21 protein-coding genes are annotated in these 25,569 nt (G+C 63.4%); 13 read left to right on the top strand and 8 right to left on the bottom strand.

Annotation, left to right across the window (positions count from 1 at the left end):
- The first annotated feature begins 118 nt into the window (after window positions 1–118).
- Together AC72UB_RS17055 and AC72UB_RS17050 are read left to right on the top strand one after the other, a co-directional pair.
- Window positions 119–1,930 carry an autotransporter assembly complex protein TamA gene (locus AC72UB_RS17055; protein WP_505190783.1) on the top strand — a complete coding sequence of 604 codons (1,812 nt, stop codon included), beginning with the start codon at window positions 119–121 and terminating at the stop codon, window positions 1,928–1,930.
- Entirely contained in the window at window positions 1,930–5,442 is a 3,513-nt protein-coding gene (locus tag AC72UB_RS17050; RefSeq protein ID WP_505190782.1) for a translocation/assembly module TamB domain-containing protein, read from the top strand. The genes AC72UB_RS17055 and AC72UB_RS17050 overlap by 1 nt, the downstream gene beginning before the upstream one ends.
- On the opposite strand, the gene AC72UB_RS17045 is transcribed toward AC72UB_RS17050, so the two are convergent.
- Both AC72UB_RS17045 and AC72UB_RS17040 read right to left on the bottom strand, forming a co-directional pair.
- Complete coding sequence (locus AC72UB_RS17045) at window positions 5,436–6,272, bottom strand: YihY/virulence factor BrkB family protein (RefSeq protein WP_505190781.1); 837 nt, start codon at window positions 6,270–6,272, stop codon at window positions 5,436–5,438. The genes AC72UB_RS17050 and AC72UB_RS17045 overlap by 7 nt on opposite strands.
- 39 nt (window positions 6,273–6,311) lie before the next feature.
- Window positions 6,312–7,340 carry an NAD(P)/FAD-dependent oxidoreductase gene (locus AC72UB_RS17040; RefSeq protein WP_505190780.1) on the bottom strand — a complete coding sequence of 343 codons (1,029 nt, stop codon included), beginning with the start codon at window positions 7,338–7,340 and terminating at the stop codon, window positions 6,312–6,314.
- A 47-nt stretch (window positions 7,341–7,387) separates the two neighbouring features.
- On the opposite strand from AC72UB_RS17040, the gene mnmC2 reads away from it, so the two are divergent.
- From mnmC2 to AC72UB_RS17025, 3 genes are read left to right on the top strand one after another with little or no spacing between them, the layout of a single operon-like run.
- The gene (mnmC2, locus tag AC72UB_RS17035) at window positions 7,388–8,068 is read left to right on the top strand and encodes a tRNA (5-methylaminomethyl-2-thiouridine)(34)-methyltransferase MnmC2 (protein WP_505190855.1); all 681 of its coding nucleotides are present in this window, start codon (window positions 7,388–7,390) and stop codon (window positions 8,066–8,068) included.
- Window positions 8,065–8,931, top strand: a complete 867-nt coding sequence (locus AC72UB_RS17030; RefSeq protein WP_505190779.1) for a DMT family transporter — start codon at window positions 8,065–8,067, stop codon at window positions 8,929–8,931. Before mnmC2 ends, AC72UB_RS17030 begins: the two co-directional genes overlap by 4 nt.
- Window positions 8,924–9,826, top strand: a complete 903-nt coding sequence (locus AC72UB_RS17025; protein ID WP_505190778.1) for a DMT family transporter — start codon at window positions 8,924–8,926, stop codon at window positions 9,824–9,826. Before AC72UB_RS17030 ends, AC72UB_RS17025 begins: the two co-directional genes overlap by 8 nt.
- On the opposite strand, the gene AC72UB_RS17020 is transcribed toward AC72UB_RS17025, so the two are convergent.
- Window positions 9,801–11,738 carry a lytic transglycosylase domain-containing protein gene (locus tag AC72UB_RS17020; protein ID WP_505190777.1) on the bottom strand — a complete coding sequence of 646 codons (1,938 nt, stop codon included), beginning with the start codon at window positions 11,736–11,738 and terminating at the stop codon, window positions 9,801–9,803. The genes AC72UB_RS17025 and AC72UB_RS17020 overlap by 26 nt on opposite strands.
- Before the next feature lie 151 nt (window positions 11,739–11,889).
- Between AC72UB_RS17020 and dapA the strand changes: the two genes are divergently transcribed.
- Together dapA and AC72UB_RS17010 are read left to right on the top strand one after the other, a co-directional pair.
- Entirely contained in the window at window positions 11,890–12,762 is an 873-nt protein-coding gene (gene dapA, locus AC72UB_RS17015) for a 4-hydroxy-tetrahydrodipicolinate synthase (RefSeq protein WP_463291526.1), read from the top strand.
- An 85-nt stretch (window positions 12,763–12,847) separates the two neighbouring features.
- Window positions 12,848–13,696 carry a DMT family transporter gene (locus tag AC72UB_RS17010; RefSeq protein WP_505190776.1) on the top strand — a complete coding sequence of 283 codons (849 nt, stop codon included), beginning with the start codon at window positions 12,848–12,850 and terminating at the stop codon, window positions 13,694–13,696.
- Here AC72UB_RS17010 and AC72UB_RS17005 read toward each other — a convergent pair.
- Together AC72UB_RS17005 and AC72UB_RS17000 are read right to left on the bottom strand one after the other, a co-directional pair.
- Window positions 13,693–14,790: a cupin domain-containing protein gene (locus AC72UB_RS17005; protein WP_505190775.1), complete on the bottom strand. Its 1,098-nt coding sequence runs from the start codon at window positions 14,788–14,790 to the stop codon at window positions 13,693–13,695. The genes AC72UB_RS17010 and AC72UB_RS17005 overlap by 4 nt on opposite strands.
- A gap of 52 nt (window positions 14,791–14,842) precedes the next feature.
- A complete protein-coding gene (locus AC72UB_RS17000) occupies window positions 14,843–15,679 on the bottom strand; it encodes an SDR family oxidoreductase (RefSeq protein WP_505190774.1) in 837 nt (278 codons plus the stop codon).
- Window positions 15,680–15,752: 73 nt separating this feature from the next.
- On the opposite strand from AC72UB_RS17000, the gene AC72UB_RS16995 reads away from it, so the two are divergent.
- The 4 genes from AC72UB_RS16995 to AC72UB_RS16980 all read left to right on the top strand — a co-directional run bounded on the left by AC72UB_RS16995 (window position 15,753) and on the right by AC72UB_RS16980 (window position 19,314).
- On the top strand, window positions 15,753–16,391 hold the full coding sequence (locus AC72UB_RS16995) for a class I SAM-dependent DNA methyltransferase (protein ID WP_505190773.1): 639 nt from the start codon (window positions 15,753–15,755) through the stop codon (window positions 16,389–16,391).
- 72 nt (window positions 16,392–16,463) lie between these two features.
- Window positions 16,464–17,942: an AMP nucleosidase gene (locus tag AC72UB_RS16990; RefSeq protein WP_505190772.1), complete on the top strand. Its 1,479-nt coding sequence runs from the start codon at window positions 16,464–16,466 to the stop codon at window positions 17,940–17,942.
- 140 nt (window positions 17,943–18,082) lie between these two features.
- Window positions 18,083–18,370: an HU family DNA-binding protein gene (locus tag AC72UB_RS16985; protein WP_463291073.1), complete on the top strand. Its 288-nt coding sequence runs from the start codon at window positions 18,083–18,085 to the stop codon at window positions 18,368–18,370.
- Window positions 18,371–18,438: 68 nt separating this feature from the next.
- Window positions 18,439–19,314: a DMT family transporter gene (locus tag AC72UB_RS16980; RefSeq protein WP_505190771.1), complete on the top strand. Its 876-nt coding sequence runs from the start codon at window positions 18,439–18,441 to the stop codon at window positions 19,312–19,314.
- Here AC72UB_RS16980 and AC72UB_RS16975 read toward each other — a convergent pair.
- The gene (locus AC72UB_RS16975) at window positions 19,311–21,503 is read right to left on the bottom strand and encodes a transglycosylase domain-containing protein (RefSeq protein ID WP_505190770.1); all 2,193 of its coding nucleotides are present in this window, start codon (window positions 21,501–21,503) and stop codon (window positions 19,311–19,313) included. The genes AC72UB_RS16980 and AC72UB_RS16975 overlap by 4 nt on opposite strands.
- 280 nt (window positions 21,504–21,783) lie before the next feature.
- Here AC72UB_RS16975 and AC72UB_RS16970 point away from each other — a divergent pair, with 280 nt between their 5' ends.
- Together AC72UB_RS16970 and AC72UB_RS16965 are read left to right on the top strand one after the other, a co-directional pair.
- Complete coding sequence (locus tag AC72UB_RS16970; protein ID WP_463291076.1) at window positions 21,784–22,122, top strand: P-II family nitrogen regulator; 339 nt, start codon at window positions 21,784–21,786, stop codon at window positions 22,120–22,122.
- Window positions 22,123–22,134: 12 nt separating this feature from the next.
- Window positions 22,135–23,475 (top strand): ammonium transporter, encoded by a 1,341-nt coding sequence (locus AC72UB_RS16965; RefSeq protein WP_505190769.1) that lies wholly within the window; start codon window positions 22,135–22,137, stop codon window positions 23,473–23,475.
- A gap of 45 nt (window positions 23,476–23,520) precedes the next feature.
- On the opposite strand, the gene AC72UB_RS16960 is transcribed toward AC72UB_RS16965, so the two are convergent.
- Together AC72UB_RS16960 and AC72UB_RS16955 are read right to left on the bottom strand one after the other, a co-directional pair.
- Entirely contained in the window at window positions 23,521–24,390 is an 870-nt protein-coding gene (locus tag AC72UB_RS16960) for a DMT family transporter (protein WP_505190768.1), read from the bottom strand.
- A gap of 1 nt (window position 24,391) precedes the next feature.
- A complete protein-coding gene (locus tag AC72UB_RS16955; protein WP_505190767.1) occupies window positions 24,392–25,567 on the bottom strand; it encodes an amino acid aminotransferase in 1,176 nt (391 codons plus the stop codon).
- Window positions 25,568–25,569: the final 2 nt, after the last annotated feature.

The raw sequence follows: 25,569 nt of genomic DNA, 5'->3' as shown, positions 1-25,569 counted from the left end.
CCGCTTCGACCTTGATCCCGGTGGCAGTTTGCCGCCGTTGCAGGCAAATCCCCTCAGGTCACATTGCGCATCCCCCCAAGGCTTGCGATACTGTTCCATCGAGTTTCGGGGGTAAATGATGGCTGCCGCAACGATCCGCTCCATGGGTCGGATTTGTTTTCTTGCGCTGGCCCTTGCGGCATCCGGCGCGCAGGCGCTTGACACCGTTGATTTCCAAGTTGCCACCGAAGACGCCCAGCTGATCCGCGCGCTCAAATCGGCCTCGGTGATCCTTGCCGCCGAAAGCGATGGCCAGACCGACGCGCAAGATATTCTCTCGGATGGCCGCGCCGAATATGGCGCGCTTCTCGACGCGCTCTATGCCCGTGGGCATTATTCGGCGGTGATCCACGTCTATGCCGATGGCCTCGAAGTGGCGGCGATCCCGCCGCTCGATGCCCCTGCCCGCATTGATCGCATCCAGATCACGGTTGACCCCGGCCCGCGCTTTGCCTTGTCGCGCGCCACGGTGAGCCCCTTGCCCAACCGGCCCAGTCTGCCCAATGGCTTTCGCATCGGCGCACCTGCTGAAAGCGGCGTCATCGTCGCGGCGGCAGGGGCGGCGGTCGACGGCTGGCGCGGCCAAGGCAACGCCAAGGCCAAGGTCACGGCGCAGGATATCGTGGCCAACCATGCAAGCGCCACGCTTTCGGCCGATATCCAGATCGCCCCCGGCCCGGTCTTGCGCTTTGGACGGCTGACCGTCACCGGACAAGACCGCATGCGCGAGGGCCGAATCCTGAAAATCGCGGGCCTCCCGGAAGGTGAGCAGTTTGACCCGGCCGAGCTTGACCGCGCCGTCGCGCGCCTGCGCCGTACGGGCGTGTTCACGTCTGTCAGTCTTGCCGAAGACGCCGCCATCACGCCCCCCGACTATCTGGGCATCACCGCTACGGTCGTCGAACAAAAACCGCGCCGCTACAGCCTTGGGGCAGAGCTTGGCAGCCTTGACGGGCTTACGCTTTCGGGCACCTGGCTGCACCGCAACCTGATGGGCGGGGCCGAGCGGCTGGAACTGGGGGCCGAAGTCACAAATATCGGGTCGGGCACCAGTGGGGTCGATTACACCCTTGGCGCCAAACTCGACCGCCCCGCCACGTTTTCACCTGACACCAATCTTGGCCTCGCGGTCGAATTCGGCCATCTCGATGAGGCGGATTTCTATGCTGATGTCGCCTCCACCTCGGTCACGCTCAGCCATGTCTTTTCCGACAGCCTCACCGGGCGGGCAGGCCTGTCCTACAGCTATGCCGACATCACCGACGAGGTGGGCGATGCCACCTATCGCGACCTAGCCTTGCCCTTGGGCCTGGCATGGGACCGCCGCGACAGCAAAACCGACGCCAAACTAGGGTTCCTGATCGATGCCGAGGCGAAGCCCTTTGTCGGCTTTGGCATCACTGACAACGGACTGCGCGCCAAGCTGGACCTGCGCGGGTTTCGGGCCTTGGGGGCCGAGCAGAGACTGGTTCTCGCCGCCCGCCTGCAAGCGGGTGCCATTTATGGCGCCTCGCTTTTGGGTACCCCGCGCGATGATCTGTTCTATTCGGGTGGGGCAGGCACCGTGCGCGGCCAGCCCTATCAATCGCTGGGCATCCCGCTGACGCGTGGAACAACAGACACCACCATCGGCGCCAATCACTTCCTCGGCGGCTCGCTCGAGGCGCGGGTGAAGACCAGCGAAACGATCGGTGTCGTGGGCTTCATCGATATTGGCCGCATCGATGTGGACGGGTTTTTCACGGATACCGGCGATTGGCACGCCGGGGCCGGGTTGGGCATCCGCTATGCCACCGGGGTCGGCCCCCTTCGGCTGGATGTTGCCGCGCCCGTGGGCGGCACCACTGGAAATGGGGTGCAGCTTTACCTCGGACTGGGGCAGGCCTTCTGATGCTACGCCGCACCGTCCCCACCCTTTGCCTCGCGCTTTGCCTAGCCCCGCTGCCGGGTCTTGCTCAGCAAAGCGACCGCGATTATCTGACCGCCTTTCTTGAGGACAACCTGTCTGGCGCTGGGCGGCAGGTGGTCATCACCGGGTTTCAGGGCGCACTTTCGTCGCAGGCCAGCTTGGCCGAACTGACCATTGCCGATGATCAAGGCGTCTGGCTTACCCTGCGCGATGTGGTGCTGGACTGGAATCGCGCGGCGCTTTTGACGGGCAATGTCTCGGTCAACGAACTTTATGCGGGCGAGATCATTCTCGACCGTTTGCCACAGACGGCCACGACAGGACCGGAACCTGAAGCCAAACCGTTCAGCCTGCCCGATCTGCCGGTGTCCATCACCGTTGGCCGCCTTGCTGCTGACAGCATCACCCTTGCGCCCGAGGTTCTGGGCCAACGGGTTGAAGGTCGCCTTACCGCCGCGCTTGGCCTTTCTGGTGGCGAGGGGTCGGCAAATCTGCTGTTGGAACGCCTTGATGACGGGCCCTCAGGCCGTATTGCCCTGACCGCGAGCTACTCCAACGCCAGCCAGACCCTCGCAATCGACCTTGGCGCGACCGAAGGGGCCAATGGGCTTGTGGTCAACGCCCTTGGCATCCCCGGCCGCCCCGAGGCCGAGCTGACCGTCAAGGGCAAAGGGCCGTTCACGGGCTTTATCGCTGATCTTGCCCTGTCCACCAACGGCGTGCCGCGTCTGACTGGGCGGGTGGTGACCCAATCGGTCACAGGTCAAACCGGATTTGCCGCCAACCTCGCGGGCGATCTCGCGCCCCTCTTTTTGCCGGATTATGCCGCGTTCTTCGGCCCCCGCGTCAGCCTTGTCGCGCAAGGCACCGCGCATGATGACGGACGGCTTGACCTGACCCGCGCCCATCTCACCGCCCAGGCGTTGGACCTTACTGGCGCGCTGTCGCTCGCCGCTGATGGCAGCCCGCGCAGCTTTGATCTGCAAGGCCGCATCGCCCAACCTGACGGTACGGCGGTTCTGTTGCCGCTCACCTCCGATCTGCCGGTTCGCATTCAATCGGCCGACATCGCGCTTGGCTATGACCGCGAGGACGGTGATGGCTGGACGACCCGCGCCAGCCTTACCGGCCTAGATCGGGACGATCTGCGCCTGTCGTCGCTGGTCCTGTCGGGGTCGGGGCGCATCATACCGGGCCAGTTTGACGCAAGCGTCCGCTTTGACGCCGAAGGTCTGCAGCCCACCGATGCGGCCCTTTCCCGCGCGCTGGGTTCGGTTCTGTCGGGCGATGCGGTGGTGAGTTACGCCACCGACACCCCCGGCCTGTCGATCCCAACGCTGACCTTGTCGGGGCAAGACTATGCGGCCCGCATCACTGAGGCGCGGATCGGCAGCCTTGCCGATGGTTTGCCGATCACGGGACAAATCAGCGCCAGCCTTGCCGATCTGTCCCGCTTTGACGCGCTGGCTGGCCAACCCCTGCAAGGGGCCGCCGAGGCCAAGCTTTCGGGCCGCCTTGATCCGCTGTCCGGTGCCTTCGATCTATCCCTGCAAGCCGATGGGCAGGATCTGGCCACCGGCCAAGCCCAGCTTGATCCGCTTTTGCGTGGCCAAACCCAAGTTTCTGCCCATATCCGCCGCGATGAAACCGGCATGCAGGTGTCGAACGGCACGCTTGCAGGCAATGGCATCTCCGGCAGCCTGACGGGCCGCCTCTCAAGTGATGCCAGCGACCTTGCGGCCACGCTGGTGCTGCAGGATCTTTCCGTGCTGGGCAGCGGCTATGGCGGCGCCACTTCCGCCGAGGTTCGGCTGATCGGCCCCTTGGACCGCGCCCATATCACGGCCACGGCCACCGGCCAGCGCCTCCGCCTTGGCAATCCCGAGGTGGACAGGCTTCTGGCCGGGCAAAGCCGCCTTGCCGCCGATCTAGATGTGCAAGATGGCCAACTGCGCATCAACAGCGCCAGCCTTTCCAATCCCGAACTGACCGCCAATGTCACCGGTCAGGCCGACGGCACTCGGCAGGTCTTGGACATTCAGGCCCAACTGCGCAACCTTGGCCTTTTGATCCCCGAATTCCCCGGTGCGCTTTCACTCTCTGGCTCGGTGGTTAATGACGCTGACGGTGCGGTGGTGAACGTCACGGGCCAAGGGCCGGGCGGGATTGATGCCAGCATCAAAGGGCGCATCACTTCCGGGCAGGGCGATCTGACGATCACCGGACGCGCGCAGGCAGCACTTGCCAATGCCTTCATTGCCCCGCGCGCGCTGTCTGGCGATCTGGGCTTTGATCTGCGCCTTAATGGCCCCTTGGCCATCTCATCCCTTGCAGGCCAGATCACCCTGTCCAACGCCCGGCTTTCGGACCCGTCGCTTGCCTTTGGCGTCACCGGGATGTCGGCCCGCGCCGATTTGGCTGGGGGCCAAGCCAAGCTGACCGCCACCCTGCCGCTGACCACCGCTGGCCAACTGGCCGTCGCCGGCACGATCGGCCTTGCGGCACCCTATCCATCTGCCCTTGGCATCGCGCTTGACGGTGTCACCCTGCGCGATCCTGACCTTTACGAGGCCCAAGCCCAGGGCGCACTTAAACTCACCGGGCCGCTTGCGAACCAGCCGCTGCTGTCTGGCCAGATCACCCTCATCAAGACCGAACTGCGCGTGCCTTCGACCGGCTTTGGCGGTGCGGCGGGGTTGCCGGACCTGCGCCATGTCAACGAACCGGCCGATGTGCACGCCACCCGCGCCCACGCCGGGCTTTTGGACAGCGCCGCCACCGGGCGCCGTGGCAGTAGCGATCTGGCGCTTGATCTGGCCATCGCAGCGGCGAACCAGCTTTTCATCCGGGGCAGGGGTCTTGACGCTGAACTTGGCGGCGAGGTCCGGATTCAGGGCAGCCTTGCCAACCCGCAGCCTTCCGGTGCCTTTAACCTGATCCGGGGGCGGCTCGACATTTTGGGCAAACGCTTTGCCCTTAATGAGGCGCTTTTGCAGCTTGAGGGCGATCTGGTTCCCTTCCTGCGGGTTCTGGCCAGCACCGAAAGTCAGGACATCACGGCGAATGTCCTGATCGAGGGCCGCGCTGATGACCCGAAGGTCAGCTTCACCTCATTTCCCGAACTTCCCGAGGAAGAAGTCTTGGCGCTCCTCCTCTTCGGGCAGGGGCTCCAGAACCTTTCGGCCCTCCAGGCCCTGCAACTCGCCAACGCGGTTGCAACCTTGGCCGGGCGCGGCGGCGAAGGCGTGGTGTCGCGGCTGAGGCAGGGCTTTGGGCTCGACAATCTGGATGTGAAAACCTCGGCCGAAGGGGCAGCCGAACTGACCGCAGGCAAGTATCTGGGCCAGAACCTGTATTCTGAAGTGACGGTCGGCCAAGATGGTAAAACCCAGATCGACCTGAACTTTGACCTGACCGACAGCATCACCCTGCGCGGCAGCACTGGGTCTGGTGGCAACACCGGCGTCGGGGTGTTCTTGGAAAAGGATTACTGACGCTTGGCCCTGTGCCGTTCGGCATCCACGGCCGCCCCCAAAAGCACGGCATAGGCTGACACGTACAGCCACATCATCAGCGCGGCCACCGCCCCGATGGAGCCGTAAATGCGGTTGTAGCTTGGGAAGTTCTCAAGATAGAGCATGAAGCCCCGCGTTGCCAGAACCCAAAGCACGACCGCCACCAAAAGGCCCCATGACAGCAAGGGCGGTGGGTTTTTCCCGTGGTTCGGCCCCAGCCGATAGGCCAGCGCCATAGCCAGCACCCCAAGTCCCAGCCCCAAGGCCATATTGGCCCCCTGCAAGGCGCCAATGCTGTAACTGCCTAAGGGCAGGAACGCCACGACCAGTGGCAGGATCACAGCCAACACCAGCGCCGCCAGAACCAGCCCCACCAGTACAAAGGTCAGTGACACCGCCCGCAGTTGGTGCCAATGACCCGACCGGTTCGGCCTTTGGTGAATGGCATTCAACCCCCGGATCAGCGCCGCCATTCCCGCCCGCGCTGACCACAGCGCAAAGACCGTCGACAGCACCGTCGTCACCCCAAGGTTCGAGGAATTGACGGACATCAGCCCCTCAACTTGGTCAGAAATCAGCGTGAACACGTCGGGCGGCAAGACGGGGCGCAACAGGTTCATCTCTTGTCGGATCACATCGGGGTCCGACACAAAGCCCCAAATGGCGATCACCGCCGCAGCAGCGGGAAAGATCGCTAGAAAGCCGTAAAAGGCCACCCCCGCCGCGATCAGATCCAGTTCAGCCTGCTCTGTGCGCCGGTAAAAGCGCCACAGGGCCGCAAGAACATTGGGGGGAACAAACTGACGCATGGGGCCAAGATGCGGCAGCCGCGCCCGTTCGGCAAGCGACTAGAGCCGAAACCCCTCGGGGATCGTATCGCGCCCTTCCAGAACCAGATCGACCATCGTGGTTGCAACCTTGGGCGCCATGCCAAAGCCAATCTTGAACCCGCCATTCGCGACAAACTCACCCGGCCGTCCCGGCCAAGCGCCCAAAAGGGGGGCGCGTGTCTTGGCGCGGGGGCGGATACCGGCCCAACGCTCCACCACCGGCGCACCCGCCAGCACCGGAAGCGCGGCAATCGCGCGGGCGTGAATCGTCTCTAACTGGCCGTCTGTGCCGGATTCATTGTCCCAAACCGTCTCGCTGGTGGAGCCAATTGCAACAGTGCCGTCAGAATGGGGGATGATGTGCAAACTGTCGGCGTAAAGCTGCGGCGCGTCGCGGGCATCGAACTGCAAGCTAATAGCCTGCCCCTTCACCCCATCGCCCACCGGGCGCCCCAGATCAGCCGTCAGGTCGCGCAACCCCTGCACCCCCGTGGCCCAGATCACCGGGCCTTCATGTGCGCCGTCTCCCAGAACCACCTCACCGCCCTTGGCCTGAATGGCCGCCACCAGCGCCGCCGAGGCCATCCGCGGATGCAGCCGCGCCGAGAGCGTGTCTTGCACCACCCAGCCCGAAGGGCTTGCCGGTTCCCAAGCCCCGCCCGTCGCCGGAATTACCCGCCACTCGGCCCGGTCCTGCCACAGCGCCCGCGCCGTCTCGCCCCGCGTCTGGGCAAGCACAACCGCCGCCGCGTCGGCCAAGGGCTGAACCCGCCCGACCCGGCCATAGCCCGTCGGCAAGCCCGAGGCGTCAGAGACCCCGCCCCAAAACGCCTCGGCCATCAAGAGGCTGTCCAGCTGAAACGCCTTCTTCGGGTTCCAATTCTCCGGCACATGTGGCGACAAGGCGCCCACGATCCCGCCCGACGATCCCGCTCCGATCTGCACAGCCTCGATCAGCCGCACCCGCGCCCCGCGCCGTGCCGCCTCCCACGCGATGCACAGGCCAAAGGCTCCCCCGCCCCGCACTGTCAGATCGACACTTGCCATTCCGGCCCGCCTTCCCCATGGTCCGCCCGATTGCGGAGATACGGCAGATGACGGGCGGCGAACAGGGGCAAGGCCATGATCTGGGCGGGCTAGACTGGCGCGATGGCGTCATCCCGGTGTCGCGCCGCTTTGACGATCCGTATTTCTCGCTGAACGAGGGGCTGGCCGAGACGGGCCATGTCTTTCTGGCCGGAAACAACCTGCCCGCCCGCCTGCGCCCCGGCTTTCAGGTGGCCGAACTTGGCTTTGGCACCGGGTTGAACCTTTTGGCCCTGCACCTGTGCAATCCCGGCCATCCCATCCGCTTTACCAGCTTTGAAGCCTTCCCGCTGGACAGTGCCGACATCGCCCGCGCGCTGGACCATTTCCCGCGGACCCGCGCGGTGGCTGCCCCCTTTTTGACCGCATGGGCCAAAGGGGAACGGCGCTTTGAAATCGGCTCGATCTCCGCAGAGATCATCATCGGTGATGCCCGCGAAACCCTGCCGAAATGGCAGGGCCGTTCGGATGCCTGGTTTCTCGACGGGTTTTCGCCCGCCAAGAACCCCGAGCTTTGGTCATCCGACCTGATGGCCGAAGTCGCCCGCCACACCGCGCCCGGCGGCACCTTTGCCACCTACACCGCCGCAGGCCACGTCCGCCGCGCGCTGGCTGACGCGGGCTTCGCGGTTGATCGCCGCCCCGGCCATGGCCGCAAGCGGCATATGACGGTGGGGGTCATGGCATGAAGCCATCGCATCTAGGCATCGGGCTGATGATCGCCGCCATGCTGTCGTTTTCGGTGCAGGACGGGCTGTCGCGCTATCTGGCGGAAACCTACAACACGCCCATGGTTGTGGCCTTCCGCTATTGGGTCTTTGCTGTCTATGTCATGATCCTTGCCGCCCGCCGCCCCGAGGGATTTCGCGCCGCGATTCACTCCACCCGCTTGCCCGTCCATGTGCTGCGTGCGCTGCTTTTGGTGATCGAGATCGCCATCATGATCTGGGCCTATACCATCATCGGCCTGATCGAGACGCATGCCGTCTTTGCCTTTTGCCCCTTGATGGTGGTGGCGCTGTCTGGCCCTCTCTTGGGGGAAAAGCTGGACCGCCAACGCCTGATCGCGCTGGCCGTCGGGATGGCGGGGGTCATGATCATCCTACGCCCCGGCACGGGAGTGTTCAGTTGGGCTGCCGTGCTGCCCCTCGTCTCGGCCTTTTTCTTCGCGCTTTACTCGGTCCTCACCCGCCTCACCGCGCGGGCCGAGCCGAACTTCCCCTCTTTCTTCTGGCCCGCCGTGATTGGCGCGGTGGTGATGACCTTTATCGGCGTGCCAAAATGGCAAGAGGTGGCAGTGCATGACTGGCCATGGATGTTCGCCTATGCCGCCGTGTCGGTGCTGTCGAACTGGCTTTTGCTGAAAACCTATGAACTGGCCGAGGCCAGTGCGGTGCAGCCGTTTGCCTATATGCAATTCGTGTTCATCACCGTGATTGGCATCTTCGTCTTTGGCGAAAGCCTGTCTGTGGTGGTTGTGCTGGGGGTCGCGCTGGTTGTAGCGGCAGGGATTTATGCCCTTTGGTCGGAAAGAAAGCCCAACCATGGCTGAGCAGAACAGCCGCATTGGCACCCTGATGTTCTGCACGGCCATGTTCATCTTTGCCGCGCAGGACGGAATCTCTCGCCACCTTGGCAGCCACTACAACGTGTTCAGCATTGTGATGCTGCGCTACTGGGTTTTTGCTGCCTTCGGGGTCTTGCTGTTGCAGCGTGCCCATGGCTCGATTCGCCCGGCCTTTGCAACGCCCCATCCTGTCCGGCAGGCGATACGTGGCCTTCTGCTGGCAGTGCAAATCTGCATCATGCAGTTGGCTTTCGTTACATTGGGCCTGATCGAAAGCCATGCCGTCTTTGTCACCGCGCCGCTGATCGTGGCGGCGCTTTCAGGTCCGCTTCTAGGCGAAAAGGTGGGATGGCGGCGCTGGACGGCCATCGGAGTGGGCTGCATGGGCGTCCTTGTGGTCCTAAAGCCCGGGGCAGGGGTGTTCTCCCTTTGGTCTCTCGTTCCACTTTTGGGCGCTCTTCTCTACGCGCTTTACGGCCTCTTGACCCGCTATGTCGGCCGGGCCGACAGCAGCGCTATTAGCTTTTTCTGGATGGGAATGATGGGTGCGCTGGCAATGACTGTGCCGGGCCTTTGGCTGTGGAAACCCATGACCCTGGTTGATTCTTTTTGGATGGCCACACTTTGCTGCACCGGCATCATTGGCCATTGGTTGCTAATTCGCAGCTATGAAATCACTGAGGCCAGCGTTGTGCAGCCCTTTGCCTATCTACAACTGGTGTTCATCGCGATGTTCGGAATCACCATCTTTGGCGAGGTGCTGCGTTGGAACGTAGCCCTTGGCGCGCTTATTGTTGTGGCGGCGGGTCTCTTTACGCTCTGGCGTCAGCGCGTCCGCGCGCAGGCCGAGGCCGCTAACCGCCGCTCAGTTCAGACATAACCCGCACCGGCCCCGCCTCGCCCTTCAGCCGCTGGCGATAGATCACAAGGCTTTCGGTCACCCGCATCACATAGGTGCGGGTTTCGGCAAAGGGGATCGTCTCGACCCAATCTACCGGATCATCCCTGCGCGGATCGCCAAACTCGCTGACCCAGCGGCGCGGGCGGCCGGGGCCAGCGTTGTAGCCCGCCGCCACCATGGCGACCGTCGGGCCGAATTCTTCGATCATCTGCGCGAGATAGGCCGCGCCCAAGACCGCATTGTGCGCCGGATCGGCGGTCAACTGCCGGGTCTCATGCGCCATGCCCAGCTGCTTTGCCATCCGCGCGGCGGTTTCCGGCAACAGCTGCATCAGCCCCAGCGCATTGGCGCTGCTGCGCGCGGTCGGCTCGAACTCGCTTTCGCGGCGGCTGATGGCCAAGGCGAGCGCCCGGCTCACCGCCAGCTCTTGCGGCACCATTTCGGGCACCGGGTAATAGGCGCGCGGCAGGATCCAGCCCTGTTCGGCCGCCTGCTTGGCCACCACCAAGGCCAGATGCGGCTCATCCAGCAACAGCGCCAGATCCGACAGCGCCTCCAGCCCCGCGCGGTCTTGCCCCTCGGCCAGATGCAGGAAGAACCGCTTGGCCTGACCCCGCTCGCCAATGGCCTGCAACAGCCGCCCCGCCTCTAGCACGGACGATTGCGCGAAGGGCGCAGCTTTATAGCCGCGCTGCGGTTCGCCCACCTTCACCAAGGCCGGGTCCAACACCAGCCCCAGCTTTTCCGACGCCAACTGGCCGTAATAGGCGGTTTGATGCTGTGCTGCTGCCTGATAGGCGGCCTTGGCACCCGCCACATCGCCCTTGGCCTCCAACGTACGCCCGGTCCAGTAATCGGCCCGCGACAGGCTGATCGGGGTGGCCACCGCCGCTTTCAGCCGCATGAAATGCCCCAAGGCCGTGTCGGCATCGCCCAGCTTGCGCAAGGCAATGAAGCCCGCCAGAAACTCCAGATCAACGAAATCGCTGCCCTCGGTCAGCTGATGCGAGGCGGCTGCCCGATAGGCCAAGCTCTCTTGCCCGTTGCGCATCAGCCAGCGCGCCACCAGTGCGCGGCGGTCGGCCCATGCCTCGGGCCGGCCCAAGGCCGCTGGGCTGGTCGAGCGTTCAACCAAAAATGCCGCCGCATCGGGGTAATTCTCGCGCCGCATCCGCCACGTAAAGCGTTCATAGGCCAGCCCCGGATCGTCACGCAAAGCCTGCGGCACGGCATCGATTAACCCGCTGGTGCCGGGCTTGTCGGCATGCAGACCCATCCGCGCCTTGGCCAATGCCTGCCAACCTGCCGACACACGGGGCAGCATGCGCAAGACCTCGGGCGTGCGCTTGCCGTCCCACAAGAGATTGTCGAGCCGCACCTCATGCGCCACATCCATCGCGGCACCCTGTAAGGCCAACAGCGCGGCCTCTTCCGCCTCTGAGAATTTCAGCACCGCCCAAGCGCGATGGGCCTCGGCTTCGGCCTCACCGGGCCGCCCAGCGGCCATCAGCGCCTGCACCAAAGCCACGGCGCCCTGCCCGGTCTGTGGCTTGGCCGCCCCGAAATAGGCGATCACCCGCGCGGGGTCGCTGGACCGCGCTACCGCCACCTCGCCCTTTTGGCGCAAAAGCCCCAAGCCCGGCCAATCCGGCCGCTTGGCCAGAAACGCCTCGTAATCCCCCAGCCGTGCCCCCTCATCGCCTGCGCGCAAGCGACCCCATTCCACCAGATCCGCCGCAACGCCGCCGATACCTGCCACGGCAGCACCAGCGCCGGGCCAATCTTCCTCGCGTGACAGGCGTAACCCCTCGCGCAGCGCATCCTCGGCAGGATTCGCCTGCGCGGGCAGGGCAAGGGCAACCAAAAGCGGAAGGATCAGGGCAATTTTCATACCCCCAAACTGCCAGAGCCACCGCGCGGTCACAACCCGGGGCGCGATGAACTTTGCTTTATCGCCCCTGCTTGGCAAAAGCCCGCCGTCCCGTTAATGAGGCTCTCGTTTGCAACCGGGCGCAAAGCTCACCCCAAATAGGAGACGTGTCATGATCAAAGGGTCCATTCCAGCCCTGGTGACGCCGTTCAAAAACGGCGAGCTGGATCTTGATACGCTCAAACACCTTGTCGAATGGCAGATCGCCGAAGGCTCCACCGGCCTTGTGCCGGTCGGAACCACCGGCGAAAGCCCGACGCTGTCCCATGACGAGCACCAGACCGTGATCGAAGTGGTGGTGAAAACCGCCCGTGGCCGCGTGCCAGTCATTGCCGGGGCCGGGTCGAACAACACGGTCGAAGGCATCTCGCTGATGCGCTTTGCCGAGAAGGTCGGCGCCGATGCCGCCCTTGTCGTGACGCCCTATTACAACAAGCCGACCCAAGCCGGGATGATCGCGCATTACACAGCCCTGCATGACTGCTGCAATCTGCCAATCGTGATCTACAACATCCCCGGCCGGTCCGTCGTTGATATGATGCCTGACACCATGGGCACGCTTGCCAAGCTGCCCCGGATCATCGGGGTCAAGGATGCCACCGGCAAGATTGACCGCGTCTCGCAGCAACGCGCCTCTTGTGGCGAGGGGTTCATCCAGCTTTCGGGCAATGATGAAACCGCGCTCGCGTTCAATGCCCATGGGGGTGTTGGCTGCATTTCGGTCACCGCCAACGTCGCGCCGCGTCTTTGCGCCGAGTTTCAGGCGGCCACGCTGGCAGGCGACTACAAAAAGGCGCTGGCCTACCAAGACCGGCTTTTCCCCCTGCACGAGGCGATCTTCCTTGAGCCGGGTCTCGCGGGCGCGAAATATGGCCTGTCGCTTCTGGGCAAGTGCAGCGAAGACGTGCGCCTGCCCTTGGTCACCCTGACCGACGGCACCAAGGCCCGGATCAAAGCCGCCATGCAACACGCGGGCCTGATCTGACCCTCTCAGATTTGGCCCTCATCGTCGCCGTTCCGGCGCTCTTCGGGTGTCACACGACGAGCGTCGAAGACGACGAGGAGCTGTCATGACCGCCAATCAACGCGGCAGCCTGTTCATGGTCGCAGCCATGGCAGGTTTCGCCGTTGAGGACATGTTCATCAAATCCGCCGCCAAGGCGATGCCTTTGGGGCAAGTCTTGGCGCTGATGGGCGCGCTGGGGGTTCTGTGGTTTGCCCTGCAATCCCGCCGGGTGGGAGAACCCGCCTTTCCCGCTGCCTTGCGCTCGCGCACGATGTTGGTGCGTTCCAGCTTCGAGATGGTGGGGCGCCTCTTTTATTCGCTTGCCATCGCCCTGACCCCGATCTCGGTGGCCTCGGCCATCCTGCAAGCAACCCCCTTGGTCGTGGTGGCCGGGGCCGCGCTGATCTTTGGCGAACGCGTTGGGGTTTGGCGCTGGGCCTTGACCGCCCTCGGCTTTGCCGGGGTTTTGGTCATCTTGCGCCCGGGGCTTGAAGGCTTTGACGCCATGGCAGTTTTGGCGGTCATTGGCCTTTTGGGCTTTGCTGGCCGCGATCTGGCTACCCGTGCGGCCCCACCCGCGCTGTCAAACGCCCAGCTCGGCGTCGCGGGCTTTGCGGTTTTGGGCCTGTCCGGCCTCATCATTCTTGGCCTCCAAGGCGGCCCAGTTCTGCCCGATGCGCTGCCAATGGCCAAGGCGCTGGGCGCGGCTGCCTTTGGCATCCTTGGCTACAGCTACCTGACCCGCGCAATGCGCACGGGCGAGGTCTCGGCCGTCACCCCGTTCCGCTACACCCGGCTTTTGTTTGCCTTGCTGGTGGGCGTCGTGGTCTTTGGCGAGCGGCCCGATCTGGCCACGCTCATCGGCTCGGCCATGATCGTTGGCTGCGGTGTCCTGATCCTGACACGGCGCTAAAGCGTGGTCACCGTAGTGGTGAACCCGGCGGGCAAGGTCGCCTCCAACAGCTCCAGATCGGCTGAGCAATCGGTATATTGTGCCGCCATGCCCGGCGGGATCACAAAGGCATCGCCCGGCGACAGGTCCTTGTCGGGCTGACCCTTGGCGCGCAGGGTCATGGTGCCCTCCAGCACAAAGGTGAAATGGATGTCGGTGTCATGCACCGTGGCAGGAGGCGTGCCGCCATCAAACTTCGCCACCTGAATATTCGCCACCCCTTTAGTGCCCGCCGCAATCCCGGTGTCGCGGGCGATAAAGCCCGGAATCCGGAACGGCTGCCACGTCGCGCGGTCCTTCACATGATGGACAAACCGCTGCCCCTGCCATTCGCGCGCGGGGTCGCCTTGGCCGTTGGGAAGGGTCATGTGGTGGTCAATCGTAGTGATATGCTCGGCCGGAACCCCAATTTCGACCACCTCGATATTGGGCGAGGCATGGCAGACCCGGTGGCGGATTTCGGGCGGCTGGATCACGCAATCGCCTGCCGAAAGCCGCATCATCTCATTGCCCTGATCTTCATACAGGACATCCACCCAACCCTTGTAGCAATAGATCAGCTGGAACCCGACGGTGTGATAATGGACCATGTCCGGCACCGGCCCACCGTCCGGAATCCGGATATGGCTCGCAATGATCGACCCGCCCAAGCGGCTGGGAATGAGGTCGCGGTAATGCATCCCCGCCCGGCCAATCACCCAAGGGGCGGAATCTTTCAGCCGCCGCACCCCGTATTCGTGCAGCGTTTCCGGCTGCGTCAGGCGCGGGGTCAACGGCACCACCTCGATCTCAGTGCCATTTGGCGCGGTTAGATGCGTCTGCCCGCCCGCAAAATTCGTCGGATCATCGGTCAGGATGCGCAAGCGCCCCGGCGAAACCTGCGCGTCCCGGTCGATCCGCACCCGCAGCCCATGCCCCGACAAGGTCGCCACCGAGGGGTTGTCGGCGGGAAAGATGTTCTCCAGCTGCATGCCGAGGGTCTTGGTATAGAACGGCAAGTCGTTGCGCAGTTCCTGCGTCGGCAACAGCACTTCGGCGAGGATATCTTGGGTCATCGGGTCAGGTCCTTGGCAATCGGGTCTTTTTGGGTCCGGCAGTTGCGGGTAACTAGGGCGCGGCAAGCAATCCCGCCAGCCCCGCGCGATAGTCGGGGTAGTTCAGCGCCACTCCCAACTCGCGCTTGATCCGGTCATTTCGAACCCGCTTTGACTCGGCATAGAAACTGCGGGCCATCGGTGTCATCTCGGCCTGATCATAGGGCACGGCGGGCGGTTCGGGCAGGCCTAGAAGATGTGCGGCGTAGGACAGCACATCCTCGGGCGGGGCCGGATCATCGTCGCACAGGTTGTAGATCGCGCCCGGATTGGGCTGGGCGATGGAGGCGATGAGGGTCTCGGCGATATCGGCAACGTGAATCCGCGAAAACACCTGACCGGGCTTGATGATCCGCCGCGCGCTGCCGTCACGCACCTTTTCAAAGGGGCCACGACCGGGGCCATAGATGCCCGCAAGGCGGAAGATGTGGACGGGCAGGCCGGTTTCCAGCCACTGGCTTTCGGCCAGCACGCGCTGATGCGCCCGGGCCGAGCCGGGGGTCACTGGGGTCATCTCATCCACCCAGCCGCCCTGATGGTCGCCGTAAACCGCGGTGGTCGACAGATACCCCACCCATGCAGGGTTTGCCGCGCGCAAGGCATCGCCCGCCACCTGCAGGAACGGATCACCCGCCGCATCCGGCGCGGCTGAGGCAAGGACATGCGTCGCACGGGCAAGCGCTGGGGCCAGATCGGCGGGCCACATGAGGGGTTCAACCCCGGCGGAGCGCAAGCCTGCGGCGCGGGACGGATCGCGGCAGGTGCCGATCACCGTCCAACCCAAAGGGATCAGCCGCGCCGCAAGCGCGCTGGCAGAGTAGCCATGGCCAAGGGAAAGAAGCGTGTTCATGCGCGCACTATTGCGACAGCGCGGGGTGGCGGCAAGGCTTGATCTGCGACCGCCAATCGTCCAGCATCATTGCATGACCGATCCAGACCTTTCCGGCGCCCTGACGCTGAACAGCCCCGAAGCCTGCCTCGCCCATTACCGGGCTTGGGCCGACAGTTATGACAGCGGCTTTGCCGAGGGGATGGACTATCTCTTGCCCGCCCATGTGGCTGCAGCCTTCCGCTCGGCGGGCGGGGGCAGCCCCGTGCTGGACGTGGGCGCAGGCACCGGCCTTTTGGCCGAGCGCTTGCGCGAGATGGGGCAGGCCGGGCCGATCGATGCGGTGGATTTTTCGGCCGAGATGCTGGGTCGGGCGGCCGAAAAAGGCATTTACCGCACCTTGGCGCAGGCCGACATCACCCAGCCCATCGCGCTCCCGCGCCAGTATGGCGGCATCGTCAGTTCCGGCACCTTTACCGCAGGCCATGTCGGCCCCGAGGCTTTTGTGCATCTTATCGCCCTTGCCCTGCCTGGCGCCCAGTTTGCCCTGTCGGTCAATCTGCGGGTCTGGACGGCACAGGGCTTTGACCGGGCCGTGGCTGCCCTGCAATCCGCCGGGCAGATCACCGCCCTGCAACTGATCGAGGTGCAGATCTACGGCGCCGCCGCTGCTGCCATTGACCCCGATCACGCCGCTGACCGGGCGCAGGTGGTGCTGTTTCGCGCGACCTGACGTCATAAAGACGTCACTTGCAGCACCCTGCGCCTTCCGGTTTAGATGCGCGATCAAACGGAAGATGAATTTATGCAAGATGATCCCACCCCGGTCCTGACCCCGGACCACCCTGAACCGAAAGCTTTTGATGATGCCGCCGATGCGGTCGCCCGACTTGAGTGGCTTTATGAACAGGCGACCACCTTTCTGGCCCAACATTTCATCCAATCGGTGACCGGGTCCAAACCAGCCCATCGCATCCGCGCCTTTTACCCCGAGATCCGCCTGACCGTGACCAGCCATGCCGAGGTGGACAGCCGCCTGTCCTTTGGCCATGTGTCCGGCCCCGGCACCTATTCCACCACGATCACCCGGCCTGACCTTTTCCGCGCCTATCTGATCCAGCAGATCGCCCTCTTGATGGAAAACCACGCGGTGACGGTCCAGATCGGCCCGTCGCAAACCCCGATCCCGGTGCATTTCGCGGTGGCCGGAAACCCGTCGGTTTCGGTCCCGCATGAAGGCGTGCTGGAGTTTTCCTTGCGCGACGTGTTCGATGTCCCTGATCTTTCGACAACGAATGACGACATCGTCAACGGCACTCGCACGGTGAATGACGACGGGTCCATGCCGCTTGCCCCCTTTACCGCGCAGCGGGTCGATTACTCGCTGGCCCGTCTGGCGCATTACACCGCCACCGATGCGGCGCATTTCCAAAACCATGTGTTGTTCACCAACTATCAGTTCTACGTCGATGAGTTTGAGGCTTATGCTCGCGCCGCCTTGGCTGACAAATCGCTGGGCTATACCGGCTTTGTCGCCACCGGAAATCAGGAGATCTCCTCCCCTGACGGGCTGATCATCCAGCCCACAAAGATGCCCCAGATGCCCACCTATCACCTGAAACGGGCCGATGGGCAGGGGATCACGCTGGTCAATATCGGCGTTGGCCCGTCGAACGCGAAAACCGCGACCGACCATATCGCAGTTTTGCGCCCGCATGCTTGGCTGATGGTCGGGCACTGTGCAGGCCTGCGCAACAGCCAGCGCATGGGCGATTTTTGCCTTGCCCATGCCTACCTGCGCGAAGATCACGTTCTGGACGACGATCTTCCCGTTTGGGTTCCCATTCCCGCGCTGGCCGAAATCCAGATCGCGTTGGAAGAGGCGGTGGCCGAGGTGACGCAGCTCAAGGGTTATGAGCTGAAGCGGATCATGCGGACCGGTACCGTCGCCACCATCGACAACCGCAACTGGGAATTGCGCGACCAATCTGGCCCGGTGCGGCGTCTAAGCCAAAGCCGCGCCATCGCGCTGGATATGGAAAGCGCCACCATCGCCGCCAACGGGTTTCGGTTCCGCGTGCCCTATGGCACGCTTCTGTGTGTCAGCGATAAACCCCTGCATGGCGAATTGAAACTGCCCGGCATGGCCAGCGACTTCTACAAGACCCAAGTCGCCCGTCATCTGCAAATCGGCATCCGCGCGATGGAGCGGTTGCGCGAAATGCCACTGGCCCGCATTCACAGCAGAAAGTTGCGCAGTTTTGAGGAAACAGCCTTCCTTTAAGGCCCTTTGAGATGGCATTTCCTGCAGAAAACAAGGAAAAACACCTTGCATTTCCGCTTTGAAACATGGGAAGTCATGTCATCGCCGTAAGGTAGGATTTGCGTCGCCCTCCGGGCCCTGTAACAACAAGGAAAAGACAGATGACCAAACCGATGACCAAAACCCAGCTCGTCGCGGCACTTGCCGAAGCCATGGGCTCTGACAAGAAAACCGCCAACGCTGCCCTGGACGCCATTGCTGAGGTTGTCTCCAAAGAGGTTGCCGCTGGTGGCGCTGTGACCCTGCCGGGCCTTGGCAAAGTCGTCTGCCGCGAGCGTGGCGAGCGTATGGTTCGCAACCCCGCCACCAACGAGATGGTCAAGAAGCCCGCCGACAAGCAGGTCAAGTTCTCGATCGCCAAGGCACTCAAGGACAGCGTCAACGCCTGATCTCGATCAGCACTGCGTTTGAACCGGAAAGGGTCGCCCGCTGGGCGGCCCTTTTCGCTGGAGGGATGATGGACGTCAAAGCCATAGCGCTGGGTCTGGCCTTTGCGGTCATGTGGTCCTCGGCCTTTGCCTCGGCGCGGATCATCCTGATGGACGCCCCGCCCCTGTGGTCGCTGGCCCTGCGCTTTGCGATCTCGGGCGGGCTGGCCGTGGGGGTCGCGCGTATCCTTGGCCAATCTTGGCGCTTGCCCCATGCGCAAACCCGCGCCGTGGTGATCTTTGGTCTGTGCCAGAACGCGCTGTATCTGGGGCTGTTCTTCGTCGCGATGCAAAAGATCGAAGCCTCACTCGCGTCGATCATCGCCTCGTCCATGCCGCTGATCGTCGCCGGTCTGGGTTGGGGGTTCCGGGGTGAGCGGGTTGCGCCGCTTGGGATTGTTGGCTTGGTCGCCGGATTTGCCGGTGTGGCTCTCATCATGGGCAGCCGATTGCAAGGTGGGGCTGATCTGATGTCGGTGGGCCTGTGCGTGATTGGCGCAACCGCCCTCGCGGTGGCCACGCTTTCGGTGCGGGGCGCCAGTGCGGGGGGCAATCTTCTCATGGTGGTGGGTTTGCAGATGCTGGTGGGGTCTGCCGCGCTGGCCGTCGTTGCCCTGCTGACCGAACCCTTTGCCTTTACCCCGACTCTGCGGCTGGCCTTGGCCTTTGCCTATCAGATCATGGTGCCCGGTTTGGCGGCAACACTGATCTGGTTCCACCTGATCGGCCGCATCGGCGCGGTCAAAGCCTCAGCCTTCCACTTTCTGAACCCATTTTTCGGCGTGGGCATCGCAGCACTTTTGCTGGGGGAAACCATCACCGGGCTGGACATGATTGGCGTCGCGATTGCTGCTGGCGGGATCCTTGCCGTGCAACTGGCCAGAATTCGCGGGGCAGGCGCTTAGCGCGTCTCGCCCAAGATATCGCGCAGCAACGACCGCACCGGGTCTTGCTGTTGCCCGACGCCACCTGTCTGCCCTGTGCCACCAAGACCCGGACTGGGGTTCTGGAACACTCCCAATCCCGGCGCTTCGTCTGGCCGGGCTCGCGGGCTGGGCACGATCATCGGCAATTCCTGCACCGGCAGCCCATCATGCACGCGCATCATCACCTCGCGCCAGATTTCCGCTGGCAGTCCGCCCCCGGTCACCCCTTCCAAGGGTGTGTTGTCGTCATAGCCCATCCAGACCCCTGCGACGTAATCGGCGGTAAAGCCCACGAACCACGCATCGCGCCCCGCCGATGTGGTGCCTGTCTTGCCCGCCGCAGGCCGCCCATCCAGCCGCGCCCGCGCGCCTGTGCCGTCATTGACGACCTGCGCCATCATATAGACCAAAAGCTGCGCCGCTTCCTCGGTGATCACCCGCTCCCCGATCCCGGTTTCGGTGAACATGTTCAGCTCTTCATTGCCCGGCACTTCCAGAATACGAATGCCAAAGGGCGCCACGGACGAACCGCCGTTCAAAATCCCCGCATAGGCCCCCGTCATCTCAATCAGGGTGGATTCACTGGCCCCAAGCGCCAGCGCCGGACCGGCGGCCAGATCGCTTTCAATCCCGAAATCGGCGGCGATCTGACGGACATTCTCGCGGCCCACTGCCTCGGACACTCGCACAGCGGGGATGTTGCGGCTTTCCGCCAATGCCTGCGACAGCGTCACCAGACCCTTGAATTCCTCATCATAGTTTCTGGGCGTCCACGGGCCAGAGCCGGGAATGTTGATCGTCAGCGGCGTGTCCTCGACGAAATCCATCGGGCTCCATCCCTGATCCATCGCGGCGGCATAGACAAAGGGCTTGAACGACGATCCGGTCTGCCGCAGCGCCTGCGTTGCGCGGTTGAAACTGCCCGCCGCCTCAATCTGGCGGCCACCGACCATGGCGCGCACCGCGCCATCGGCGCTCATCACGACAATCGCCGCCTGCGCCTTTGAGCCTTCCTTGACCTTGTTGTCAAAAACCCACGCCAAACCTTCCTCGGCGCGCTTTTGCATCTCGGTGTCCAGCGTGGTGCGGATCACCACATCTTCCATCGTTTCCGTGGTCAGGAAAGAGGGCGCGGTTTCCATCACCCAATCGGCGAAATATCCGCCTGATTTGGCCTGCGCCGCCGAAGACAATTGCGCGGGGTTGGCGCGTGCCTCATCGGCCTCGGCCTTGGTCAGATAGCCCTGCTCCTCCATCAGACCGACAATCAGATTGGCCCGGTCCTGCGCGCGTTGCAGGTTGTTGGTGGGGGCAAAGCGCGACGGCGCTTTCAAAAGCCCGGCGAGCATCGCGGCTTGTGCTGGGTTCACCTGATTGGCGGAAATCCCAAAATAGCGCTGCGCGGCCGCCTCAAAGCCCCGCGCGCCCGCACCCAGATAGGCGCGGTTGAAATAGATCGTCAGGATATCGGCCTTGGAGTACTTCGCCTCCATCGCCACCGCAAAGGGCAGTTCCTTCAGCTTGCGGTAGACCCCGCCCGAGCGGCAATCTTCTTCGTATTCCGCCTCGGACGCCCATTTCGTTTGGTCATAGGGCACGCCAAGGCACAAAAGCTTGGCCACCTGCTGGGTGATGGTCGACCCGCCGTTGCCGGACAAAGGCCCGCGCCCTTCGGACAGGTTGATGCGGATCGCGCTGGCAATGCCGCGCGGGGACACCCCGAAATGCAGGTAAAACCGCTTATCCTCGGTCGCCACCACCGCATTGAGCAGATGCGGCGAGACATTGTCCGAGGTGATCTGCCCGCCAAACGTCTCGCCCCGCCATGCAAACACCCGGTCATTGCGGTCCAACAGCGTGACTGAACCGCGCGCCCGGCCATCCAACAGGTCGGTGACAGGGGGAAGCTGGGCATAGAAGTAATAGACGATCCCGGCAAAGATCAGTGCGGTGACGAATGTGATCCGCCAGACAATCCCGAAGAACAACTGCCACAGAAACCGAAAGAACCGAGAGATCAACCCGCCCTTTCGCCGCGGTGCAGCGGCGCGGCGCGGTTTGCGCGGAGGTTTGGGCGGCGGCGTGCTGGGTGCGCGACGCGTGGGTGTGGGCGCGCCATAGCGCCTATCTGCCACCAAGGGCCGCTGCCCTTTGCCCGTTCCCGCCATGCCTGCCCATTCCGGTATTCTTGGTTTTGTTACCTGTCACCATAACGGCTTCTGCGCGCTTTGCGAAGGGCAGTGGGCGATGATTCGCCTATCGGTTCCGCCTAAAAATGAGGCAACGGCGCAAATTTATGCAGCAGATACCCGGTATTCCTGACATCGGATCCGCTCGCGCCCGCCGCAAACTTGTGCTGCACCTGCGAAGGCCGCCTCATCAGCCCATGCGGCCTGCTCTCAAAGGGCCGAAGACTGGGGAAACAAGTTTTTTGGAAAGGGGTGCGACATGAAGATGATCATTGCCGCCATCAAGCCTTACAAGCTCGACGAGGTGCGCGAAGCGCTGACCGCGATCGGCGTTCGGGGCATGATGGTGACCGAAATCAAAGGGTTTGGCACACAGTCTGGCCACACCGAGATTTACCGTGGTGCCGAATATGCCGTGAATTTCGTGCCGAAGATGCGGCTTGAAATCGTTGTCACAGACAGCATGGCCGAAACCGTGGTGGACACCATCACCAAAACAGCCCGGACCGGAAAAATCGGCGACGGCAAGATCTTCGTCCTCGACGTGGCCAAAGCCCTGCGCGTGCGCACGGGTGAAGCCGACGATGACGCGCTTTAAGGGGGAACCGAGATGAAAAAACTGATGCTTTCCACGGCGTCCCTGCTGGCGGCACTGCCCGCCTTGGCACAGGAAGCCACCACCGAAGCGGTTGAAACCGTGGCCGAGGCCGCTGCCCCCGTGATGGACAAGGGCGATGTCAGCTGGATGATGGTCTCGACCGTTCTGGTGCTGTTCATGACGCTGCCCGGCCTTGCGCTGTTCTACGGCGGTCTGGTGCGGTCGAAAAACATGCTGTCGATCCTGATGCAGACCACCGTCATCGCCTGTGTGATGATGATCGTCTACGTGGTCTATGGCTATTCCCTCTCGTTTGGTGGCTCGACCAGCCCTTGGTGGGGCGGCACGGGCAAACTGTTCCTGTCGGGCGTGACGGTTGACAGCATGGCTGCAACCTTCAGTGCCGGTTACGTCATTCCGGAATACCTGTTCATCGCCTTCCAGATGACCTTTGCCGCCATCACCCCCGCCCTCATCATCGGCGCCTTTGCCGAGCGGGTGAAGTTCAAGGCGGTTCTGGTGTTTTCGGTCCTGTGGGGAACCTTCTCGTATTTCCCGATTGCCCACATGGTCTGGGATGCCAATGGCTACCTCTTCGCCAAGGGCGCCATCGACTTTGCAGGCGGCACGGTGGTGCATATCAACGCTGGCATCGCGGCCTTGGTTGGTTGCATCGTGATCGGCAAGCGCATTGGCTATGGCAAGGAAAACATGGCGCCGCATTCCATGGTGATGACCATGATCGGGGCATCCATGCTGTGGGTCGGCTGGTTTGGCTTCAACGTCGGTTCGAACCTTGAAGCGAACGGCGGCGCGACGCTGGCCATGATCAACACCTTCATCGCTACCGCAGCCGCCACGCTGGCTTGGTCGGCGCTGGAAGGTCTGCAGCGCGGCAAAGCCTCGATGCTGGGCGCGGCCTCGGGCATGGTGTCGGGCCTTGTGGCCATCACCCCGGCCTGCGGCACGGTTGGGCCGATGGGCGCGATTGCGCTGGGCGTGATTGCGGCGGCGGGCTGCTACTTCTTCGTCACGGTGGTGAAGAACAAGATGAAGTATGACGACAGCCTTGATGTCTTCGGCATCCACGGCGTCGGCGGCATCATCGGCGCGGTTCTGACTGGCGTGTTCTCGGCCGCCGCCTTTGGCGGGGTCAAGGGCGACGACTATGCCATGATGGCGCAACTCTGGATCCAGATCGAAGGCGTGCTGATCACGATCGTCTGGTCGGGTGTGGTGTCCTATGTCCTGTTCAAGGCTATCGACATGACCATCGGCCTGCGGGTTGACAGTGACACAGAACGTCAGGGCCTTGACTTGACCGCGCATGGCGAGCAGGCCTATCACGGCTAAAACGCTATGATCGAAATCGAAAAGGCCCGCTTCGGCGGGCCTTTTTCATGTGCCCAGACTGATGAGCCCGGTCCCCAGCACCGCGAGCCCGGCCCCGATCCACCCCGGCAGGGCGGGGGCCTTGCCCGTGACGATCCAGATCAACGGCAGGATCAGAACCGGTGTGGTGGATGTCAGCGTAGCCACAATCCCCACATTGCCCACCGCCAAGGCCGCCATCATCAGGCTCATCCCCAGAAAGATGCCGAGGAAGGCCGACCCCCCAATCGCGCGCATACCTTTCAGATCGGGCAACTGCGCTGCGCGGGCAAAGGGCAGCACCATCAGCGCGACATAAAACCCAAAGCCCAGACCTGACCGGATTGCCATGGCGGTAAAGGGCTCCACCCCATCAGCCATTGCGGGCCGTGCCAGCAGACTGCCACCGGCCTGCCCAAGGCTGGTAATAACCCCCAAAACCACGCCCTGCCATAAGGGCCGCGTCGGGCGATCGCCGGGATCGGCGATCATCACCGCCATCACGATGCCGCCAAGGATCAACGCAATGCCCGCCCCTTGCAGCCCGTTCACCACCTCGCCCAAAAAGAAATAGCCAAGGATCAAGCCAAAAGGTGCGGCCAGTGAAAACAGCACCGCCGTGATGCGCGGCCCGACGGCATAAATGGCCGCGAAATAGGTGGTCGACGCCAGCATGATCCCTGAGGCCGATGAGGCGGCCAAGAGCCAAAACTGGTCGCCCGTCACCCCGCGCCATCCGCCCAGCACAACCGACGCAGCCGCTGTCATCAAAAAGGCCAGCCCCATTTGCCAGCGGCCCAGTTGAAACGGACCAACCCGGCCCTGAAGCCCGGCAATCAGCATGGCGGATAGCGAAAAGGCAATCGCCGCCGCCAAAGACAGGACGACGGCGATCATCTTAGATCACGCTGGCAATCGCCGCAGCCAGGATCGGCACCGTGCGCGTGTTCAGACCGGCAATGTTAATGCGGCTGTCGCCCACCATGTAAATGCCATGCGTCTCGCGCAGTACATTCACCTGCGCCTCGGTCAGACCCAGACGGCTGAACATCCCGCGATGGGTGGCGACAAAGTCAAAGCGATCAGAATTGGTCGCCCGGCGCAGCGCATCGGCCAGCGCCTGCCGCAAGGACAGCATGTTCAGCCGCACCTCTTCCAGCTCGGCCTTCCAATCGGCGCGCAGGCTGTCATCCTCAAGGATCATCGTCACCAGCCGCGCGCCATGATCGGGCGGAAAGCTGTAGTTCTGGCGGTTCAGAAACGCGAGATTGCCCTGCACCACCGCCTTGCGGTCGGGGCTGGTCAAGGCGATCAGAACGCCCGTCCGCTCGCGGTAAATGCCGAAGTTCTTGGAGCATGAGGCAGCAATCAGCACCTCGGGGAACGACTGCGCCACCAAACGCGTGGCCGCGGCATCCTCTTCCAGCCCGTCACCAAAGCCCTGATAGGCCAGATCCACAAACGGCACCGCCCCGCGCGCTTTCAACAGCGCCACCACCTGAGACCATTGGTCCATGGTCAGATTGGCCCCAGTCGGGTTGTGGCAGCAGCCATGCAGCAGCACCGCATCGCCCGCCTTCACCCGGCCCAGATCTTCCATCAGCCCGGCGAAATCGATGCCCCGCGTGGCGGCATCGAAATAGCGATACTCGGCCATGGGCATGCCCAGATACTTGATGATCGACGGATGGTTCGGCCACGTGGGGTTCGACAGCCAGACCGTCGCCCCCGGTGCCGACATGCGGATCAGCTCCAGCGCCTGACGAATGGCCCCGGTGCCGCCGGGCGTCGCGACGCTTGCCGCGCGGTCGGCATAACCGTCACCCAGAATCATTTGCACCATGGCCGCGTTGAACGCGGGCTCGCCGGCCAGACCGGTGTAGGTCTTGGTGGTTTCCGTCTCCCACAGCTTTTTCTCGGCGGCTTTCACAGCGCGCATCACCGGCGTCAGGCCGGTGGCGTCCTTGTAGACACCAACGCCAAGGTCGATTTTGTCTGCGCGCGGATCATCACGATACATCGCGATCAGCTGCAAGATCTTGTCTTGCGGCTGCGGGTTCAGGGTTTCCAGCATTC

It is taken from the genome of Allotabrizicola aquatica (SeqCode), assembly GCF_965194375.1.
Lineage (GTDB): Bacteria > Pseudomonadota > Alphaproteobacteria > Rhodobacterales > Rhodobacteraceae > Tabrizicola_A > Tabrizicola_A aquatica.
This window is presented reverse-complemented; position numbering and strand designations above follow the sequence as displayed.

Coding starts and splice junctions, on each gene's coding strand:
- AC72UB_RS17055 (WP_505190783.1), top strand. CDS start 119: ATGGCTGCCGCAACGATCCGCTCCATGGGTCGGATTTGTTTTCTTGCG.
- AC72UB_RS17050 (WP_505190782.1), top strand. CDS start 1,930: ATGCTACGCCGCACCGTCCCCACCCTTTGCCTCGCGCTTTGCCTAGCC.
- AC72UB_RS17045 (WP_505190781.1), bottom strand. CDS start 6,272: ATGCGTCAGTTTGTTCCCCCCAATGTTCTTGCGGCCCTGTGGCGCTTT.
- AC72UB_RS17040 (WP_505190780.1), bottom strand. CDS start 7,340: ATGGCAAGTGTCGATCTGACAGTGCGGGGCGGGGGAGCCTTTGGCCTG.
- mnmC2 (WP_505190855.1), top strand. CDS start 7,388: ATGACGGGCGGCGAACAGGGGCAAGGCCATGATCTGGGCGGGCTAGAC.
- AC72UB_RS17030 (WP_505190779.1), top strand. CDS start 8,065: ATGAAGCCATCGCATCTAGGCATCGGGCTGATGATCGCCGCCATGCTG.
- AC72UB_RS17025 (WP_505190778.1), top strand. CDS start 8,924: ATGGCTGAGCAGAACAGCCGCATTGGCACCCTGATGTTCTGCACGGCC.
- AC72UB_RS17020 (WP_505190777.1), bottom strand. CDS start 11,738: ATGAAAATTGCCCTGATCCTTCCGCTTTTGGTTGCCCTTGCCCTGCCC.
- dapA (WP_463291526.1), top strand. CDS start 11,890: ATGATCAAAGGGTCCATTCCAGCCCTGGTGACGCCGTTCAAAAACGGC.
- AC72UB_RS17010 (WP_505190776.1), top strand. CDS start 12,848: ATGACCGCCAATCAACGCGGCAGCCTGTTCATGGTCGCAGCCATGGCA.
- AC72UB_RS17005 (WP_505190775.1), bottom strand. CDS start 14,790: ATGACCCAAGATATCCTCGCCGAAGTGCTGTTGCCGACGCAGGAACTG.
- AC72UB_RS17000 (WP_505190774.1), bottom strand. CDS start 15,679: ATGAACACGCTTCTTTCCCTTGGCCATGGCTACTCTGCCAGCGCGCTT.
- AC72UB_RS16995 (WP_505190773.1), top strand. CDS start 15,753: ATGACCGATCCAGACCTTTCCGGCGCCCTGACGCTGAACAGCCCCGAA.
- AC72UB_RS16990 (WP_505190772.1), top strand. CDS start 16,464: ATGCAAGATGATCCCACCCCGGTCCTGACCCCGGACCACCCTGAACCG.
- AC72UB_RS16985 (WP_463291073.1), top strand. CDS start 18,083: ATGACCAAACCGATGACCAAAACCCAGCTCGTCGCGGCACTTGCCGAA.
- AC72UB_RS16980 (WP_505190771.1), top strand. CDS start 18,439: ATGGACGTCAAAGCCATAGCGCTGGGTCTGGCCTTTGCGGTCATGTGG.
- AC72UB_RS16975 (WP_505190770.1), bottom strand. CDS start 21,503: ATGGCGGGAACGGGCAAAGGGCAGCGGCCCTTGGTGGCAGATAGGCGC.
- AC72UB_RS16970 (WP_463291076.1), top strand. CDS start 21,784: ATGAAGATGATCATTGCCGCCATCAAGCCTTACAAGCTCGACGAGGTG.
- AC72UB_RS16965 (WP_505190769.1), top strand. CDS start 22,135: ATGAAAAAACTGATGCTTTCCACGGCGTCCCTGCTGGCGGCACTGCCC.
- AC72UB_RS16960 (WP_505190768.1), bottom strand. CDS start 24,390: ATGATCGCCGTCGTCCTGTCTTTGGCGGCGGCGATTGCCTTTTCGCTA.
- AC72UB_RS16955 (WP_505190767.1), bottom strand. CDS start 25,567: ATGCTGGAAACCCTGAACCCGCAGCCGCAAGACAAGATCTTGCAGCTG.